Consider the following 17,372-nt stretch of genomic DNA (forward strand, 5'->3'; position numbering starts at 1 on the left):
GGTCCCCCGCAGTCCGGGTCGCTCGCAGCTCGACTCGGTCAGCGCCCGAGCTGCTCCACCAGGGCCTCGAGCACGGCCATGTCCTCGATCGTGGACGGAACCGTGTACTCTTCGCCGTCGACGATCTGGCGCATCGTCTTGCGCAGGATCTTGCCCGAACGGGTCTTCGGCAGTGCCTGCACCACGGTGACGTCGCGGAAGGTGGCGACCGCACCGATCTCGTCGCGCACCATCTGCACCAGTTCGGCCCGCAACTGCTCGTCGCCGATGTCGGCGCCGGCCTTGAGGACCACGTAGCCGCTGGGCCGCTGCCCCTTGAGGTCGTCGTGAATGCCGACGACCGCGCATTCGGCGACGGCCGGATGCGCGGCGACCACGGCCTCGATGCTGCCCGTGGAGAGCCGATGACCCGCGACGTTGATGACGTCGTCGGACCGCCCGAGCACGAAGACGTAGCCGTCGTCGTCGATGTAGCCGGAGTCGCCGGTCAGGTAGTAACCGGGGAAGGCGTTCAGGTACGACGCGCGGAACCGCTCCTCGTCGCCCCACAGGCCGGCCAGGGTGCCGGGCGGCATCGGCAGCTTCACCACGATGTTGCCCTCGGCGCCGGCGGCGACCCGCCTGCCCTCGGCGTCGACCACCTGGACGTCGTAGCCGGGTACGGCGACCGTGGCGGTGCCCGGCTTGAGCGGCATCGGCTCGAGGCCGCGCAGGTTGGCGACGATCGCCCAGCCGGTCTCGGTCTGCCACCAGTGGTCGACCACCGGGACGCCGAGCTTCTCACTCGCCCACGCGAAGGTGTCGGGGTCCAGTCGCTCGCCGGCGGCGAACAGGGTCCGGAAGCTCGACATGTCGTACCGGGCCAGTTCGGTCGCTTCGGGATCGGCCTTGCGGATCGCGCGGATGGCGGTCGGCGCGGTGAACAGGGCGGCGACGCCGTGCTCGGCGATCACCCGCCAGAAGGCGCCCGCGTCGGGGGTCCCGACCGGTTTGCCCTCGTACATGACGGTGGTCGCGCCGAGCAGCAGCGGACCGTAGACGATGTAGGAGTGTCCGACCACCCAGCCCACGTCGGAGGCGGTCCACCAGACGTCGTCGGGCGAGACATCGTAGACGTAGCGCATCGACCACATCAGAGCGACGGCGTGCCCGCCGTTGTCGCGGACCACGCCCTTGGGTTTACCGGTGGTCCCCGAGGTGTAGAGGATGTAGAGGGGATCGGTGGCGGCGACCTCGACGGCGGCGGCGGGCTGCGCGAGAGCCGCCTGCTCCTCCCAGTCGAGCCAGCCGAATTCGGCGGCGGTACCGGGCACCTGCGGGCGGTCCTTGACGATCACCGTCCGCGGCGCCGACGCCGACAACGCCAGCGCCTCCCGAACCATCGGCAGGTACTCCACCGTCCGGCCCGGCTCCAGACCGCCGGACGCGGTGACGAGCGCGACCGGCTGCGCGTCGTCGATGCGTGTGGCCAGCTCCGGCGCTGCGAAGCCGCCGAAGACCACCGAGTGCACGGCGCCCAGCCGCGCGCACGCGAGCATCGCGATGGCCGCTTCCGGAATCATCGGCATGTAGACGACGACGCGGTCGCCCTTGCCCACGCCGTTCGCGGCGAGCACCCCGGCGAAGCGGGCGACCTCGTCGAGCAGTTCGGCGTAGGTGTAGGTCCGCTTCTCGCCGACCATCGCCGAGTCCCAGATCAGCGCCGCGCGGTCGCCGCGGCCGGCGGCCACGTGACGGTCCAGCGCATTGGCGGAGGTGTTGAGGGAGGCGTCGGGGAACCAGCGGTAGATCGGCGGTGCGGAGTCGTCGAGAGCACGGGTCGGCGGGCTGATCCAGTCGATCGCCGAGGCCGCGTCGAGCCAGAATCCGTCGGGGTCGTCGATGCTGCGGGCGAACGCGTCTGCGTAGGGAGACATGTCGGTAACGGTAGTGAATCAACCGGTGACCGAGGTCACCTTTCGGTTGTGCGACGCCTCACATTTGCCGACTCGTACATCACGGAACCATAACGACGGCAATCGTCCCGTGACCTGCCGATTCGACCCGAATTACACGCTTGCAATTGCACGCACTCGGCGCCTGCGGCCACCTTTGGCTGCGTGACCTTTGCTTTTGCACCCCGTAGTGTCGCTTCAGTCCACGAACGCGGCCAATTCTCCGTCCGGCCGCGCCAAAGGAGGAACACTCGTATGAGCCTTACCAAGCTCGCCACTCGCGCCGCCATCGTCGGCGCGCTCTCCATCGCCCCGCTGAGCCTGGCCGCGGGCGTCGCCTCGGCCGACACCGGCCACAACTGGGACGCCGTCGCACAGTGCGAGAGCGGCGGCGACTGGTCGATCAACACCGGTAACGGCTACTACGGCGGCCTGCAGTTCTCGCAGTCCACCTGGGAGGCCAACGGCGGCACCGGCATCGCCTCGCAGGCCTCGCGCGAGGAGCAGATCCGCGTCGCCGAGAACGTCCTGGTGACCCAGGGCCCCGGCGCCTGGCCCGTGTGCGGTGCCTACCTGTAGTCGCGCCTGACGCGGCACCGAGCCCGACCTCCCCGCGGAGGTCGGGCTCTGCGCGTCTTCCGGCCTCCACCGGTCCACGGTTCTGCGGCCTGCGCGCCCCCGAGTCGTCATAGGCTCGGGGAAAGCGACCCCAGGAGGCACCCACATGTCGACCCTCTCGTTCACCAGTCTCGGAGCGGCCGGCACCGTCACCGGATCCAAGCATCTGCTCGAACGCGACGGTCGGATGATCCTCGTCGACTGCGGACTCTTCCAGGGCATCAAGAACCTCCGAGAGGCCAACTGGCGTCCGCTGCCGGTCGACGCCGCCGCCGTCGACGCGGTGGTGATCACCCACGCTCACCTCGACCACACCGGCTATCTGCCCCGACTGATCAGCGAGGGCTTCCGCGGTCCGATCTTCTCCACCTCGGCGACCCGCGACGTCGCCGACATCATCCTCCGCGATTCCGCCCACCTGCAGGAGCGCGAGGCCGAGTTGGCGAACCGGCACAAGTCCAGTCGGCACTCCCCCGCCCGGCCACTGTACGACGTCGGCGACGTCGAGCAGACGATGTCGCAGTTCCACACCCGACCGCTCGGAAAGACCTTCTCGCCGACCCGCGGCGTCCGTGCGGTCTTCCGCGACGCCGGCCACATCCTGGGTGCGGCGACCGTCGAGATCGAATGGGGTGGGATCACCGTCGCCTTCAGCGGTGACCTCGGCCGGTACGACGACCCGCTCATGTACGACCCCGAACCCGTCCCGAGCGCCGACTACCTGATCTGCGAATCGACCTACGGCGACCGGCTGCGCGACGACGCCGACCCGGCGGGCGAGCTACAGCGGATCGTGACGCAGACCGTGGCGCGCGGCGGCACCGTCGTGATCCCGGCGTTCGCGGTCGGGCGCACACAGATGATCCTGTATCACCTGTGGACGCTGCGGTGCGCCGGGACCCTGCCCGACGTGCCGATCTACGTCGACAGCCCGATGGCGATCAACGCCGGAGAACTGCTTCGCACCCATCCTCGGGCGCATCGGCTCGATGCGGAGAGGACCGACGACATGTTCGCGATCGCCGAGTACGTCCGCGATGCGGAGGACTCCAAGGCCATCTCGGCCGACCGCAAGCCGAAGATCGTGCTGTCGGCCAGCGGAATGGCCACCGGCGGCCGGGTCCTGCATCACCTGGCGGCCTTCGCGCCCGGCTCCCAGAACACCGTCGTGCTCGTCGGCTATCAGGCGGTCGGCACCCGCGGTCGCTCGCTCGCCGACGGCGCCCGCTACCTCAAGCTCTACGGCGAATGGATTCCGGTCAATGCCCGCATCGAGGATCTGCACATGATGTCGGCGCACGCGGACGCCGACGAGTTGCTCCGCTGGATGGGCGGATTCACCGCGCCGCCGCGCCGCACCTTCCTGGTGCACGGTGAACCCAACGCCGCCGAGTCGCTGCGGCACCGGCTCGATCACGACCTCGGCTGGCAGGCGGTCATCCCGAAGCAGAACCAGACCTTCGACCTCACCTGAGCGGCGTCTCAGCGCCGCCGGTCCGCGGCCTCTTCAGTCCCGTGCCGTCAGCCCCACGTGCCCGCCTGTTCGGCGATGAACCCGGCGATGATCACGGCGCTGCCGCCGACCTCACCGATGATCAATCCGACCATCGACACGGTCAGCGCCGGCGAGGCCGGGTGGAACTGGTTGGTGGTGTCCCGCAGCAGTCCGTGCAGGCAGTACGAGGCGATCGCCCCGACGAAGAAGACGAGCACCACCACCAGCGCGACGACGTTGACGGCCGTCGACCACGCACTGAACTGGACGAACAGCGCCAGCAGGGCGGTCGCGAAGGAGTACATCAGCGCCGCGCGGTGCGCGATGTCGACGTACACGTGCGCCTGACCGTTGTCGCTGCGCGCGATCTGCGCGTACTTCCACACCCCCAGCAACAGCGCCCACAGGAAGATGACGCCCGCGGCGATGAGTGCGATCTGCGCGGCCAGAGTCAGAACCATGCCTCAACTCTCCCAGATCGGCGCAATCCGCTCACGACGGGTGCTCCGTCGCCGTTGCTATCGTGCAGGCATGTCCGATCGTCCTTCGCCGTGGCAGTCTCGTCTGGTTCCGATCCTGGCAGCGCTGGTCGGCCTCGTCGCAATCGTCTTCGTGGTCGTGCAGGCCGGAGACCGCAACGACGCACCCCGGGCCGCAGACGAAGGCGCATCGGCGTCCGCGCCGGTCCGGTCGAAGTGGGAGAACCGCGACCCGGACGATCCGATGAGCTTCGGGCCGGTGGACGCGCCGGTCGGATTGGTGGTGTTCACCGACTATCAATGCCCGTACTGCGCGCAGTGGACACACGACACCCTGCCCAAGCTTCGGCCCTACGCGGAGTCCGGCAAGCTCCGCATCGAGTTCCGGGACATGAACATCTTCGGCGACGAGTCCGAGCAGGCAGCGCGCGCGGCGTACGCGGCCGCCCTGCAGGGCCGACTGGCCGATTACCAGGCAGCGCTCTTCGCCGACGGCCGACCCCGACCGAAGAGTGCGCTGACCGACGACGCGCTGATCGACCTTGCCGGCGAGCTCCGGCTCGACGTGCCGCGGTTCCGCACCGACTACGCCTCGCGCACGGTGCTGTCGGCGGTCCGGAACAGGGCCAGCGACGGATTCACCGCGGGCACCTACTCCACTCCGGCATTCCTGCTCGGCGGCCAACCGATCCTCGGTGCCCAGCCGACGCAGCTCTTCCTCGACAAGTTGCAGAGCGCACTCGACGCCTCCGGCAACTGATCGAGAACGGTTCCCTCACCGACCGAACAGGATCACCGATGCCCGGGGCGACTGGCTGATCGGTCACCACCAGAGCACCCTGTGCGGTAGCCGCCGGCACGGGTGTCCGTCAGCGCGGGCGCGGCCGCCGCATCAGCACGCTCTCCAGCGGCGACCGAGTCGCCACCCACTCACCGGCGTCGGCGTTCACCCAGGTCGCCAGTTCGACGGCCGACCGGAGGTCGGTCCGCAGGTCGCGACGATGGATCGGTTCATGGTGCGCAGCTCGATTTCGCACATAGGTGAGCCGCGACAGGTGCGCTTCCACACCGCGGCGGCGCTCGCGCAGGTCGCGGTAGCCGAGTGGGAACGCCTTGTTCAGGGCCGGCACCCACAGCGAGGTGAGGTAGCGCTGCGCGACGAGGTATCGCCAGAATCCGAGGGTCAGCTCGGCGACCACCTGATCATGGAAGCCGGCGCAGACACCGCGGCGCTCGACTGCGATCAGCGCACGGTCGAGGTCTGCGGCACCGCGGGTCTCCACGGGCAAGATCTCGAACCAGGAGTCCTCCCCACGGCGGCGCGCCCACGCGAGCAGCTGGACGTCGATCGCATTCCGCACGACGACCTCGACCATGGCGACGGTCGCCATCACCGAGGCCGAGGCCCGGATGTTCCAGTCGTACAGGCGCAAAGCGGCCGACAGGTCGCCGCCGGTGGCACTGAGATACGACCGCAGTCGTTCCCGAGTCAGCAGTCGGCTCAAGCTATCCGGTTCGATCGTCGTTGACATCGCCCCGTACCCCCGTATCGTTGACTGATGTAGACCCCGGAACGATCCCTGGCGCCACGCCACATCGCCGGGGTTTCGTCCTTCCCTCCCGAGGTCTGCGTACCGCCACGCTAGCCCGCCCCTCCGACATTTCCAGCGTCCCGAACGAGTCTCGATACGCCCTCGGCTAGCGCCTCGGCCTACTCGACAACCCTGAAACTCCGCCCGCATCCTCCCCGGCTGCTCGCGCCCCACGCCCCTCCCCAGGCCGGTCGAGTAGCCCGCGAACGAAGAGAGCGACCCCAGGCTGGTCGAGTAGCCCGCGAACGAAGTGAGCGAGCGTATCGAGACCCCCACCGCCGAACCAACCGAGCCCCGCGCCCCTCCCAGGCTGGTCGAGTAGCCCGCGAACGAAGTGAGCGAGCGTATCGAGACCTCGGAGCCCTGCCCGAAAAGCACTGAAGCCGACGCCCGGCCGGGCGTCGGCTTCAGTCCTCTTCATGCGTCAGCCGCGAAGCAGCGCACGGCTCATGACCACGCGCTGAATCTGGTTGGTGCCCTCGTAGATCTGGGTGATCTTGGCATCGCGCATCATGCGCTCGACCGGGAAGTCCGTGGTGTAACCGGCCCCGCCGAACAGCTGGACGGCGTCGGTGGTGACCTCCATCGCGACGTCGGAGGCCAGGCACTTGGACGCCGAGCTGATGAACCCGAGGTTGCCCTCGCCGCGCTCGGCGCGAGCCGCGGCGGTGTACACCATCAGTCGCGCGGCCTCGACCTTCATCGCCATGTCGGCGATCATGAACTCGACGCCCTGGAACTGGCTGATGGTCTTGCCGAACTGCTTGCGGTCCTTGACGTACTCGATCGCCGCATCGAGGGCGCCCTGCGCCACGCCGACGGCCTGCGCGCCGATCGTCGGGCGGGTGTGGTCGAGGGTCGCCAGCGCGGTCTTGAAGCCGGTGCCCTCGTCGCCGATGATGCGATCTTCGGGGATGGTGCAGTTCTCGAAGTACAGTTCGGCCGTCGGGCTGCCCTTGATGCCGAGCTTGTGTTCCAGCGGGCCGACGGTGAAGCCGGGGTCGTCCTTGTGGACCATGAAGGCGGAGATGCCGTTGGCGCCCTTCTCCGGGTCGGTCACGGCCATGACGGTGTACCACGCCGACTTGCCGCCGTTGGTGATCCAGCACTTGGAGCCGTTGAGGACCCAGGTGTCGCCGTCGCGGCGGGCGCGGGTCTTCATCGACGCCGCGTCCGAGCCGGCCTCGCGTTCGGACAGCGCGTAGGAGGCCATCGCCTCGCCGGAGGCGATGGACGGCAGCACCTTGGCCTTCAGCTCGTCCGAGCCGGACAGGATCAGTCCCATGGTGCCGAGCTTGTTGACGGCGGGGATGAGCGAAGCCGAGACGTCGACGCGCGCCACTTCCTCGATGACGATGCAGGCGGCGACGGAGTCGGCGCCCTGACCGTCGAACTGCTCCGGCACGTGGACGGCGTTGAAGCCGTTCGCGACGAGTGCGGCGCGTGCCTCTTCAGGGAAGCGCGCGTTCTCGTCGACGTCCTTCGCGTGCGGTGCGATCTCCTTCTCGGCCAGCGCACGGATGGCCTCGCGCAGTGCCTGGTGCTCCTCCGGAAGCTGGAAGAGGTCGAAATCGGGGTTCCCGAACTTGCCCATCATCACTCCTTAGCTGACACGCAGCTCTCGTGACACTCGGCAGCCGCACCTGCCGCGACTGTCACTCAGTGTCATCTGATTGTTGAATACCAGTTCATCACGACACTCAGTGCCGCGTCAATCGGTCGCGGACCGCGTCCGCCACCTCGTCCGGGCTCGTTCCCGCCGGAAAACTCACCACCGCGACCTCGGTCGGCACGCGGGGTCCGTCGCCGACGAACTCCCCGACCACCCGGTGCAACGCCGACAGTTCCTGGTGCAGAACGCCACCGGTCGCGTCCTCGTCGCCACGGACCATCGACCGCAGCAGGTAGTTGTGGGCCCCGGTGACCGCGGCGGCGAAGGCCACAATCCGCACCCGCGGCACCTGCGGCACCCGCTCGCGCAGGTAGTCCTCGAAGACGCGCTGGTAGCGATAGGTGGTGACCAGCTCGCGATCCCTCAGCGCAGGCACCTCCGCGACCACCCGATACCGGCGGACCGCGAGATCGCGCATCGTCGCGAAATGCGCGAAGACCAGTTCGGCGGCCTCGCACACCGCCCACCACGGATCGACGCCCGGACCGCGTTCGGCGTCGAGGTGGCGGCTGACCTGATCGAGCAACGACTCGTGATCGGCGAAGATCAGATCCTCTTTCGACCGAAACTGCCGGAAGAGGGTGCGACGCGACACCCCGGCCGCCGCCGCGACCTCCTCGACGGGCGTCGCCTCGTAGCCCTGCTCAGAGAACAGGCGAATCGACTCGGCGACCACATGCATCCGAAAGTCCGCAGGATCGGTGTGCACCTGATCGGTCGTCGCCATGAGGCCAGTATTCCGCAGAGCGCCGCCGCTCGCCCGCGCCCCCTCGCCGGGACCGCCCCGATGGGGCAAGCTGGAACCCATGAAGGTTCCGCACATCGTCGCCCGCGCCAACAAGTACGTCACGAATCCGATTCAAGGACTGTGGGCGGGGCGGATCGCGCCGTGGGCCGTCGTCGAGCACGTCGGCCGCAGATCGAACCGGGACTACCGGACGCCGGTCCTCGCCTTCGTCGAAGACGATCGCGTCAGCATCGCCCTCAACTACGGCGCCGACGCGGACTGGGTGCGCAACGTCGTCGCCGCGGGCCAGTTCACCCTGCACCGCTCCGGTAAGGCGCTCCGAATCGCGGGGGTGCGGGTGCTGCCCGCCGACTCCCCCGACGTGGTCCGATCGGCGCGCATCCCGGCGATGCTCGCGGAATCGGTGCTCTACGGCCGCGTCGTGAGCGAGCGATGACCCCTGCGGAGACGCTCGCCGACTTCGAGCGCGCGGAGTTCACCGACAACGGCATCACCCACCACTACTTCCGCCGCGGGAGCGGCCCGGCCGTGATCGTGATCCCGGAGATCCCCGGTCTGACGCCGAAGGTCGCCGACTTCGCCAGGCGGGTCAGCGACGCCGGCGCGACGGTGCTGGTGCCGTCGCTGTTCGGCGTCGACGGCGCCGACCCCGTTCCGGCAGGTCTCACCGACCTCCCGCGCGTGGGCGGCCTGATGGTCCGGTCACTCGGCAAGGTGTGTGTCAGCAGAGAGTTCACCGTCTTCGCCACCGGCCAGTCGTCGCCGGTGGTGACCTGGCTGCGCGCGCTGGCGCGCCACGCGCACGCCGAGTGCGGCGGCCCAGGCGTCGGCGCGATCGGAATGTGTGTCAGCGGCGGGTTCGCCCTCGCGATGGCCGTCGATGAGACGATGATCGCGCCGGTGCTCTCGCAGCCGTCACTGCCGCTGGGCATCACTCCCGGACGCCGCCATAACATCGACATCTCGCCGAGCGAGCTCACCACCGTAAAGGCCCGCTGTGCCAAGGGGCTGCAGGTGATGGGCGCCCGCTTCGAAGGCGACCGCCTGGTGCCGAGCAGCCGGTTCCAGTTCTTGCGCGAGCAGCTCGGCGACGCGTTCATCGGCGTCGACCTGCCCGCCGAGTCCGCCAATCCCGCCGCCCTGATCCCACCGCACTCGGTGGTCACCGAGCACCTGATCGACGAGCCCGGCCAACCGACCCGCGACACCCTCGACGAGATCATCGACTTCTTCCGCCGCAAGCTGGAACTGCGGTGACGCGCACCCGCGCCGACCGCCGAGTGCTCGACGATCCGTTCACCGCGGCCCTGACCGGACCGCAGGAACGGTTTGCGCGGCGGCGAGGCCGGATCGTCGCCTTCGACCCCGCGGTGTCGGTGTTCTACGGGCACCCCCGCGAGATGAGCGCCGCCGACTGGGCCGACATGGCCGCCCTCGCCGGGCCCGGTCGCACCGTCGGCCTGCGCGACTGCCGGTCCCCGCGCCCCGCGTCGTGGGAACTCCTCGAGACGGTCCGCCTGGTGCAGTACACGGGTGAGGACGTGATCGGCGGCGCCGACCGTGCGCCGGCCGATCCGGCCCCCGCGGTGCTGGGCGTCGACGACGTCGCCGAGATGACCGCGCTGGTCGAGCTCACCCGGCCGGGACCGTTCCTGTCACGGACCATCGAGCTGGGCACCTACCTGGGGGTGCGCGAGCGCGGGCAGCTGCTGGCGATGGCCGGGCAGCGACTTCGCCTGCCCGGCTGGGTGGAGATCAGCGCCGTCTGCACGCATCCGGACGCCCGCGGCCGGGGCCTGGCCCGGAACCTGCTGACCGCGGTGACGCAGTTGATCGTCGACGGCGGCGACACGCCGTTCCTGCACACCACGGCCGACAACCCGGCGCGCCGGCTGTACGAGTCGATGGGATTCGTCCTGCACAGCGACGTGAGCCTGGAGATCGTCCGGGTTCCGAAGGGAGAGTAGATGTTCAGTTTCGACGACCTCGTCGTACCGATCGCCGGCGCACCGATGGCCGGCGGCACCTCGACCGTCGCGTTGACCGCGGCCGTCTCCGCTGTCGGCGGGCTCGGCTTCTACGGCGGCGCGTACCTCACCGCCGACGCGTTGCGCGAGACGATCCGACAGATCCGCGGCCGCACCGACGCCCCGTTCGGCGTCAATCTGTTCGTCCCCGAGGAGATCCCGTTCGACGAGGCGGCGTTCCGCGCGTACCGGGAGCGGCTGGCCCCGCTCTCCGCGCGACTCGGCGCCGATCTGCCCGAGACCGTGCCGTACACCGACGACCATTTCGAGGCGAAGGTCCAGGTCCTGGTCGACGAGCGGGTCCCGGTCGCCTCCTTCACCTTCGGCTGCCCCGACACCGCCGTCGTCACCCGCCTGCGGGAGGCCGGAGTCTGTGTGGCGGGCACCGTCACCTGCGTCGAGGAGGCCGTCATCGCCCGCGACGCCGGCGTCGACGCGCTGTGCGCGCAGGGCGTGTCGGCGGGCGGGCACCGGGCGACCTATCGGATCCTGGGTGAGGATCCGCAGATCGACACCGCCGACCTCGTGCCCGCGGTGGTCGAAGCCACCGGACTGCCGACCGTCGCGGCCGGCGGCGTCCGGTCCCGCGACGACGTGCGCGCGCTGCTGGCAGCCGGCGCGGTCGCCGTGCAGGTCGGCACCCTGCTTCTGCGCTGCCCGGAGGCGGGCACCAAACCCGCGCACCGCGAAGCGCTCGCCGATCCCCGGTTCACCGAGACTGCGACGACCCGCGCCTATTCCGGCCGACTGGCGCGCGGCCTGGTCAACGACTTCATCGCCACCTACACCGAGGCGGCACCGCCCGTGTACCCACAGATCAACACGTTGACCGGTGGCATCCGCCGAGCCGGGTCGGCCGACGCCGACGTCATCAATCTGTGGGCCGGAACCGGCTTCCGCGCCGCCCAGGCGATCCCCGCCGCAGACGTCGTCGCCGGACTCGCGCCGTAGGGCGCGGCCCGGGGTCTCGATACGCTCGCTCACTCCGTTCGCGGGCTACTCGACCACCCTGATGGGCAACTACAAACGCAGCCCACGTCGAGATCCCCCCAGGGTTGTCGAGTAAGCGGAGGAGCGAAGCGGAGGAGCGCATCGAGACGATGCCCCCGCAACAAACCTGCGCACAACACCCGACCCCCGGGTCTCGATACGCTCGCTCACTCCGTTCACGGGCTACTCGACCACCCTGATGGACAGCCGCGAGCCAGGCGAAATGCAACCGGTGTCGAGATCTCCCAGGGTTGTCGAGTAAGCGGAGGAGCGAAGCGGAGGAGCGCATCGAGACGATGCCCCCGCAACAAACCTGCGCACAACACCCGACCCCGGGGTCTCGATACGCTCGCTCACTCCGTTCACGGGCTACTCGACCACCCTGATGGACAGCCGCGAGCCAGGCGAAATGCAACCGGTGTCGAGATCTCCCAGGGTTGTCGAGTAAGCGGAGGAGCGCATCGAGACGATGCCCCCGCAACAATCCTGCGCACAACACCCGACCCCCGGGTCTCGATACGCTCGCTCACTCCGTTCACGGGCTACTCGACCACCCCTGATGGACCGCAGCGGGCCACTCGACAACCTATCGGCCGCGGCCGACTCGTGGACGGTCAGTCCTCGAACAGGCTCCGGCGGAGCTTCTCGTCCTTCTCCAGCACCATCGTCTCCAGACCCGCCTGGAACTCCGCCATCGCCTGCTGCAGGCCGGGGTCGGAGGCGCCGAGGATCCGCGCGGCCAGCAGGCCTGCGTTTCGGGCACCGCCGATCGAGACCGTCGCGACCGGAACGCCCGCGGGCATCTGCACGATCGACAGCAGCGAATCCATCCCATCGAGGTACTTCAGCGGCACCGGCACGCCGATGACCGGCAGCGGCGTCGCCGACGCCACCATCCCCGGCAGATGCGCGGCACCGCCGGCACCGGCGATGATCACCGAGATGCCGCGGCCGGCGGCCTCGGCCGCGTAGTCGAGCATCCGCTGCGGCGTCCGGTGCGCCGAGACGACACCGACCTCGAAGGGGATGCCGAACTCGGCGAGCGCTTCGGCGGCGGCCTTCATGGTCGGCCAGTCGGAGTCGCTGCCCATGATCAGGCCGACACGCGGGCGGGGCGGGGTGGACGGTGCGGTCATCGTCGTTCTCCGTTCGGTTTCAGAAATTCGGGTGGACGGTTCACCGCGGTGCGTGCGGATCCCAGCCGTCGGTCCAGACTGCGTGGCTCATCCAGTGGGCCGCGCGCTCGGCGCGCTCGCGGACGTCGGCGAGCGACTCGCCGGGTCGGCCGACGATGTTGACGTGCCCGATCTTGCGGTCGGGCCGCTCCCCCTTGCCGTACATGTGGACCTTCGCCTCGGGCATCCGGGCGAACAGGTGGTGCAACCGCTCGTCCATCGCCATCTCCGGCGCCTGCTCGGCGCCGAGCACGTTCGCCATCACCACGACGTCGGACCGCGCGGACGTGTCACCGAGCGGATAGTCGAGGACGGCGCGCAGATGCTGCTCGAACTGCGAGGTCACGGCCCCGTCCATCGTCCAGTGCCCGCTGTTGTGCGGGCGCATCGCGAGTTCGTTGACGATCAGCGCACCGTCGACGGTCTCGAACAGCTCCATCGCCATCGCACCGACGACGCCGAGCTCGTCGGCCAGACGCAGCGACATCTGCTGCGCCTGCTCGGCGACCTCGTCGCTCAGACCGGGCGCCGGCGCCAACACCACCGCGCACTGGCCGTTGCGCTGGATCGTCTCGACCACCGGCCAGGCCGCACCCTGCCCGTAGGGCGAGCGTGCGATCATCGCCGACAGCTCGCGCGCCATCGCGACCTTCTCCTCGGCCATCAGAACGGTGTCGCCGCCGGACTGCGCGTCGAACACCGCGAGCGCCTCGTCACGGGAGTCGGTGAGCCACACGCCTCGACCGTCGTAGCCGCCGCGGACGGCTTTGATCACCACCTGCCAGCCGTGCGCCTCGCCGAAGGCGATCAGCGCGTCGCGGGCGGCGGCGACGTCGCCGGACAGATCCGCGAAGTCCGGAACCGGCAGGCCCAGTCCAGCGAGCTTGGTACGCATCGCCAGCTTGTCCTGCGCGAAGTGCAGCGCCGCCGACGGCGGGCGAACCGCGACCCCTTCTGCTTCCAGCGCCTGCAGGTGCGCCAGCGGCACGCCCTCGTGGTCGAAGGTCAGCGCGACCGCGCCTTCGGCCGCCTCACGCAAGGCGTCGAGATCGTTGTGAGACCCGAGGACGATGTCGGCGCTCACTTGGGCGGCCGGCTCGTCGGCACTGCCTGCGAGGACTCGCAGGCACTGGCCGAGCGCGATGGCCGCCTGGTGGGTCATGCGCGCGAGCTGACCACCACCGATCATGGTGACGGTCGGCATGCTGGTAGTGCGGCGTTCGGGGCGTTCAGTCACCCGTCAATGGTGTCATGCCGTCGATCCGCCGCGCGCATCGCCGCCAGCCGATGCTCGACCGACGCGTCGGATTCCGTACACTCGAACCTTGTGCCGAGTATTGACGGGGTAGTGAACAGCCTGCCCGAACCCGTACGGCGGCTGGTGCTGAAGCACAGCGAATTGATCAAGTTCGCGATCGTCGGCGGAACCACGTTCGTGGTCGACACCGGCGTCTACTTCCTGCTCGTCTTCACCGTCCTGGAGCCCAAGCCGGTCGTCGCGAGGGTCATCTCCGGCGTCGTGGCCGTGATCTTGAGCTACGTCCTCAACCGCGAGTGGGCGTTCAAGAACCGCGGCGGCCGCGAACGCCATCACGAGGCGGCACTGTTCTTCGTGATCAGCGGCATCGGCGTCCTGCTCGCTGCCGCGCCCCTGTGGCTCGGCAACAACGTCTTCAACATGCGCGAGAACATCTCCGGTGTCGAACTCGTGGTGGTCGACTTCATCCTCGGCTTCATCATCGGCAACCTGCTCGGGATGGGCTTCCGCTTCTGGGCGCTGCGCCGCTTCGCCTTCCCCGACGAGCAGCCCCGCGGCGGCCAGGGCGGGTCCACCGACGTCAATCCCACCGCTGACGAGCTCAGCGATGAGGAACTCGGACACGCCTGACGTCGTCGGAGTCCACGGCGTCGGGCTCGTTCGACTCGCCGGCCGCGGCCACCGGATACATCGGCGCGACCACCGAGAACACCGCGGGTCGCCGCGAGACCAACTCCAGCCGCCCGCCGTCGGCCTCCACCAGGGCCCGGGCCAGCGACAGGCCGAATCCGCTGCGGCTGTCGCCGGACACGCCCCGCCGGAAGATGTCGGGCACCAGCACGTCGGGCACGCCGCCGCCCTGGTCGGCGACGGTGATTCGCACCATCTCGGTCGCCGACAGGGCACCGATGCGCACCACGCACTCGCCGTCCCCGTGGACGAGCGCGTTGTCCACGAGCACGCTCAGCGCTTCCCGAAGACGTCCGGGACGCCCGTAGGTCGTCAGGGCCTGCCCGGTCGCCTCCATCCGCAGGGTCCGACCGGTCGCGGCGAAGGCGGGGGCCAGGTCGCGGATCAGCGTCGCGGCCACCGACTCGACGTCGATCGCCACCCGGGCCTTCGAGTCCGCACGCGAGGCCGCGACCAACTCGTCGAGCTCGTCGGCGAGTCGCTCCACCTGTTCCACCCCGGCCTCGGCCTCGGCGACCACCGCCGGATCGTCGTGCAGGGTCAGTTCGTCGAGCCGCAGGTGGATGGCCGTCAACCGGCTCCGAAGCTGGTGGGAGACGTCGCCGACGATCTCTCCCTCCCGCTCCAGCCGCAGGGCGATCTCCTCGTTCGCCTCGGCCAGCGCCGTCGACACACGGTCCAGTTCGTCGATGCCGTAGGTCGGCCAGTCGGAGGAGAAGTCGCCACGGGCCATCGCCCCGGCCCGCTGTGCGACGTCGGTGAGCGGTTCGGACAGGCGCCGGGCCGTCACCACCGCGACCACCGCGCCGCCGATGACGGCCACCACCACCGCCACCAGCAGGGTCAGCACCGCCAACAGCTGGGTCGGCCGCACGTCCTCCTCGGGGACCGCGAGGGTCAGGTCGGCGTTCGGTCCGAGGTTCACCGATTCGGCGACGCCCTGACCGTGGAAGGTGAGGCCGATCCGCCGGCTCCCGTTCCGGAAACCGTCGGCAGCCCGCGAGTCCGGCACCCGATAGGTCAGGGTCAGGCGACCGTTCGGCGGCAGCAGCAGCCGGAACTGTTCCAGATCCAGGTCGGCGGGCGCGACCGCGCGCCCGGCCGCCTCTTCGGCGAGCACGTGTTCGCTCATCCGCTTGAGCCGCTGCGACAGGTCCTGGTGGGCGGTGGTGGCGAACCAGTCCCAGGTGATGATCGTCATCGGCACACCGAACATCACGCCCATGGCGACCAGGGACGCGATCATCATCTTCAAGATGCGACGTCGCATGAGCGCATCCTACGGGGGTGACTACGGGTCGAACCGGAAGCCGACGCCGCGCACGGTGACGATGTGCTTGCGCTCGCGCCGATGGTCGTCGCCGATCTTCCGCCTGATCCACGAGATGTGCATGTCGAGGGTCTTGGACGAACGCAGGTCGGTCGACCCCCACACGGCGGTCATGATCTCGTCGCGCGAGAGGACCTCCCCCGACCGCTCCATCAGGAAGCGGAGCAGATCGAACTCCCGGTTGGCCAGGGTGAGGTCCTCGCCGTCGACGACGACACGCCGGGCGCGCGGATCGAGCTGGATGTCGCCGCAGTCGAGGACCTCGGCGTCGTCTGCGGCCGACACACTGCGCCGCATCAGTGCTCGCACGCGCGCGAGGAGTTCGGCGAGCCGGAAGGGTTTGCCGACGTAGTCGTCCGCGCCCGCGTCGAGGCCGACGACGAAGTCTACCTCGTCGGTACGGGCCGTCAGCATCAGCACGGGCAGCTGCGGCAGTTCACCGCGGACCCGACGGCACACTTCCAGGCCGTCCATCCCGGGCAGCCCGAGATCGAGGATCAGCAGGTCGTACTCCCCCGACAGCGCCTTCTCCAAGGCTTCCGGCCCGGTCGCGGCGATGTCGCAGGAGTTACCCTCGCGGCTCAACGCGCGTGCCAGGGGCTCGGCGATCGCCGCATCGTCCTCGGCGAGGAGTACGGCATGTGCAGCAGTCATCGGCGAGCCTCCCACCGCGGATCGTAGGTGTCGGGGGTGTCGTCGCGTCGATAGCCGAACGCGTCGTCGCCGTCGTCGTCGAGCAGTTCCTGATACAGCTGCGCATGCACCGCCTCGACCTGCGGGATGTCGTGGAACGACAGCGGCTCGTCGGATGCCGATTCGATCACCAGGGTGCCGGTTCGCAGGATTCGGTCGACGAGCCCGTGCCGGAACTCGACGGTGTTGATGCGGCGGATGGGGATGTCGATGCCGGACCGGGTCAGGATCCCGTTGCGGTAGATGACCCGGCGGTCGGTGACCACGAAGTGCGTCGTCTTCCACGAGAGCAGCGGGCGCACGAGGAACCAGCCGGTGGCGACGGCCCACACCACGACGATGACGATCGTGGTCCAGAACTCCGCCGCATCGGACAGCTGCGATGCTCGCGTGTATCCGATGGCGATCCCGGCCAGCCCGGTCGACAGCCAGAACATCAGCACCGGCAGCACGAGACTCTTCCAATGCGGATGCCGATGGATGACGACGACTTCGCCGGGCGCCAGGTTGTCGCGTGGGTAACCCATGACGTTTCACCTTAGTGCCGGATGCTTAGGGGGTGCTGATATCGGCGCTACACTTGGGGCCCAGCAAGCGGTCTCGAGGCGGCAGACCGGGGTCCGGCCCGACGCTTCGACGGCCACCGGAGAGGCGGGGAGCCTCCGACACCG

Annotated in this window: 18 protein-coding genes; 8 read left to right on the forward strand and 10 right to left on the reverse strand. The window is 69.3% G+C overall.

Annotation, left to right across the window (positions count from 1 at the left end; genetic code table 11):
• Positions 1-38 precede the first annotated feature (38 nt).
• A complete protein-coding gene (locus tag AAFO60_RS08490; protein ID WP_347955739.1) occupies positions 39-1,916 on the reverse strand; it encodes a propionyl-CoA synthetase in 1,878 nt (625 codons plus the stop codon).
• 273 nt (positions 1,917-2,189) lie between these two features.
• Here AAFO60_RS08490 and AAFO60_RS08495 point away from each other — a divergent pair, with 273 nt between their 5' ends.
• Both AAFO60_RS08495 and AAFO60_RS08500 read left to right on the forward strand, forming a co-directional pair.
• Complete coding sequence (locus tag AAFO60_RS08495) at positions 2,190-2,513, forward strand: transglycosylase family protein (RefSeq protein ID WP_347955740.1); 324 nt, start codon at positions 2,190-2,192, stop codon at positions 2,511-2,513.
• 145 nt (positions 2,514-2,658) lie between these two features.
• Positions 2,659-4,026 (forward strand): MBL fold metallo-hydrolase, encoded by a 1,368-nt coding sequence (locus tag AAFO60_RS08500; RefSeq protein WP_347955741.1) that lies wholly within the window; start codon positions 2,659-2,661, stop codon positions 4,024-4,026.
• A gap of 47 nt (positions 4,027-4,073) precedes the next feature.
• Here the strand turns inward: AAFO60_RS08500 and AAFO60_RS08505 are convergent, their stop codons facing one another.
• Positions 4,074-4,508 carry a hypothetical protein gene (locus AAFO60_RS08505; RefSeq protein ID WP_347955742.1) on the reverse strand — a complete coding sequence of 145 codons (435 nt, stop codon included), beginning with the start codon at positions 4,506-4,508 and terminating at the stop codon, positions 4,074-4,076.
• Positions 4,509-4,578: 70 nt separating this feature from the next.
• On the opposite strand from AAFO60_RS08505, the gene AAFO60_RS08510 reads away from it, so the two are divergent.
• A complete protein-coding gene (locus AAFO60_RS08510; protein ID WP_347955743.1) occupies positions 4,579-5,286 on the forward strand; it encodes a DsbA family protein in 708 nt (235 codons plus the stop codon).
• Between the two features lie 109 nt (positions 5,287-5,395).
• On the opposite strand, the gene AAFO60_RS08515 is transcribed toward AAFO60_RS08510, so the two are convergent.
• From AAFO60_RS08515 to AAFO60_RS08525, 3 genes are all read right to left on the reverse strand, one after another.
• Entirely contained in the window at positions 5,396-6,031 is a 636-nt protein-coding gene (locus AAFO60_RS08515; RefSeq protein WP_347955744.1) for a hypothetical protein, read from the reverse strand.
• Between the two features lie 511 nt (positions 6,032-6,542).
• Positions 6,543-7,712, reverse strand: coding sequence for an acyl-CoA dehydrogenase (locus tag AAFO60_RS08520; protein WP_347955745.1), 1,170 nt, complete (start codon positions 7,710-7,712; stop codon positions 6,543-6,545).
• A 106-nt stretch (positions 7,713-7,818) separates the two neighbouring features.
• Positions 7,819-8,517, reverse strand: a complete 699-nt coding sequence (locus AAFO60_RS08525) for a TetR/AcrR family transcriptional regulator (protein ID WP_347955746.1) — start codon at positions 8,515-8,517, stop codon at positions 7,819-7,821.
• 79 nt (positions 8,518-8,596) lie between these two features.
• On the opposite strand from AAFO60_RS08525, the gene AAFO60_RS08530 reads away from it, so the two are divergent.
• Genes AAFO60_RS08530 through AAFO60_RS08545 form a run of 4 tightly spaced genes read left to right on the forward strand, consistent with a single transcriptional unit; the run spans position 8,597 to position 11,516 of the window.
• The gene (locus tag AAFO60_RS08530; protein WP_347955747.1) at positions 8,597-8,974 is read left to right on the forward strand and encodes a nitroreductase family deazaflavin-dependent oxidoreductase; all 378 of its coding nucleotides are present in this window, start codon (positions 8,597-8,599) and stop codon (positions 8,972-8,974) included.
• Positions 8,971-9,795 (forward strand): dienelactone hydrolase family protein, encoded by an 825-nt coding sequence (locus tag AAFO60_RS08535; RefSeq protein ID WP_347955748.1) that lies wholly within the window; start codon positions 8,971-8,973, stop codon positions 9,793-9,795. Before AAFO60_RS08530 ends, AAFO60_RS08535 begins: the two co-directional genes overlap by 4 nt.
• Positions 9,792-10,505 carry a GNAT family N-acetyltransferase gene (locus tag AAFO60_RS08540; RefSeq protein WP_347955749.1) on the forward strand — a complete coding sequence of 238 codons (714 nt, stop codon included), beginning with the start codon at positions 9,792-9,794 and terminating at the stop codon, positions 10,503-10,505. Before AAFO60_RS08535 ends, AAFO60_RS08540 begins: the two co-directional genes overlap by 4 nt.
• Positions 10,506-11,516: an NAD(P)H-dependent flavin oxidoreductase gene (locus AAFO60_RS08545; protein WP_347955750.1), complete on the forward strand. Its 1,011-nt coding sequence runs from the start codon at positions 10,506-10,508 to the stop codon at positions 11,514-11,516.
• A gap of 653 nt (positions 11,517-12,169) precedes the next feature.
• On the opposite strand, the gene purE is transcribed toward AAFO60_RS08545, so the two are convergent.
• The gene (gene purE / locus AAFO60_RS08550) at positions 12,170-12,691 is read right to left on the reverse strand and encodes a 5-(carboxyamino)imidazole ribonucleotide mutase (RefSeq protein ID WP_347955752.1); all 522 of its coding nucleotides are present in this window, start codon (positions 12,689-12,691) and stop codon (positions 12,170-12,172) included.
• Positions 12,692-12,731: 40 nt separating this feature from the next.
• Positions 12,732-13,967, reverse strand: a complete 1,236-nt coding sequence (locus tag AAFO60_RS08555) for a 5-(carboxyamino)imidazole ribonucleotide synthase (protein WP_347955753.1) — start codon at positions 13,965-13,967, stop codon at positions 12,732-12,734.
• A 90-nt stretch (positions 13,968-14,057) separates the two neighbouring features.
• On the opposite strand from AAFO60_RS08555, the gene AAFO60_RS08560 reads away from it, so the two are divergent.
• Positions 14,058-14,618 (forward strand): GtrA family protein, encoded by a 561-nt coding sequence (locus tag AAFO60_RS08560; RefSeq protein ID WP_347955754.1) that lies wholly within the window; start codon positions 14,058-14,060, stop codon positions 14,616-14,618.
• Here AAFO60_RS08560 and AAFO60_RS08565 read toward each other — a convergent pair.
• From AAFO60_RS08565 to AAFO60_RS08575, 3 genes are read right to left on the reverse strand one after another with little or no spacing between them, the layout of a single operon-like run.
• Positions 14,590-15,948: a HAMP domain-containing sensor histidine kinase gene (locus tag AAFO60_RS08565; protein ID WP_347955755.1), complete on the reverse strand. Its 1,359-nt coding sequence runs from the start codon at positions 15,946-15,948 to the stop codon at positions 14,590-14,592. The genes AAFO60_RS08560 and AAFO60_RS08565 overlap by 29 nt on opposite strands.
• Positions 15,949-15,969: 21 nt before the next feature.
• A complete protein-coding gene (locus tag AAFO60_RS08570) occupies positions 15,970-16,662 on the reverse strand; it encodes a response regulator transcription factor (RefSeq protein ID WP_347955756.1) in 693 nt (230 codons plus the stop codon).
• Entirely contained in the window at positions 16,659-17,228 is a 570-nt protein-coding gene (locus tag AAFO60_RS08575; protein ID WP_347955757.1) for a PH domain-containing protein, read from the reverse strand. The genes AAFO60_RS08570 and AAFO60_RS08575 overlap by 4 nt, the downstream gene beginning before the upstream one ends.
• Positions 17,229-17,372: the final 144 nt, after the last annotated feature.

It is taken from the genome of Gordonia aichiensis, assembly GCF_039946255.1.
GTDB lineage: Bacteria > Actinomycetota > Actinomycetes > Mycobacteriales > Mycobacteriaceae > Gordonia > Gordonia aichiensis_A.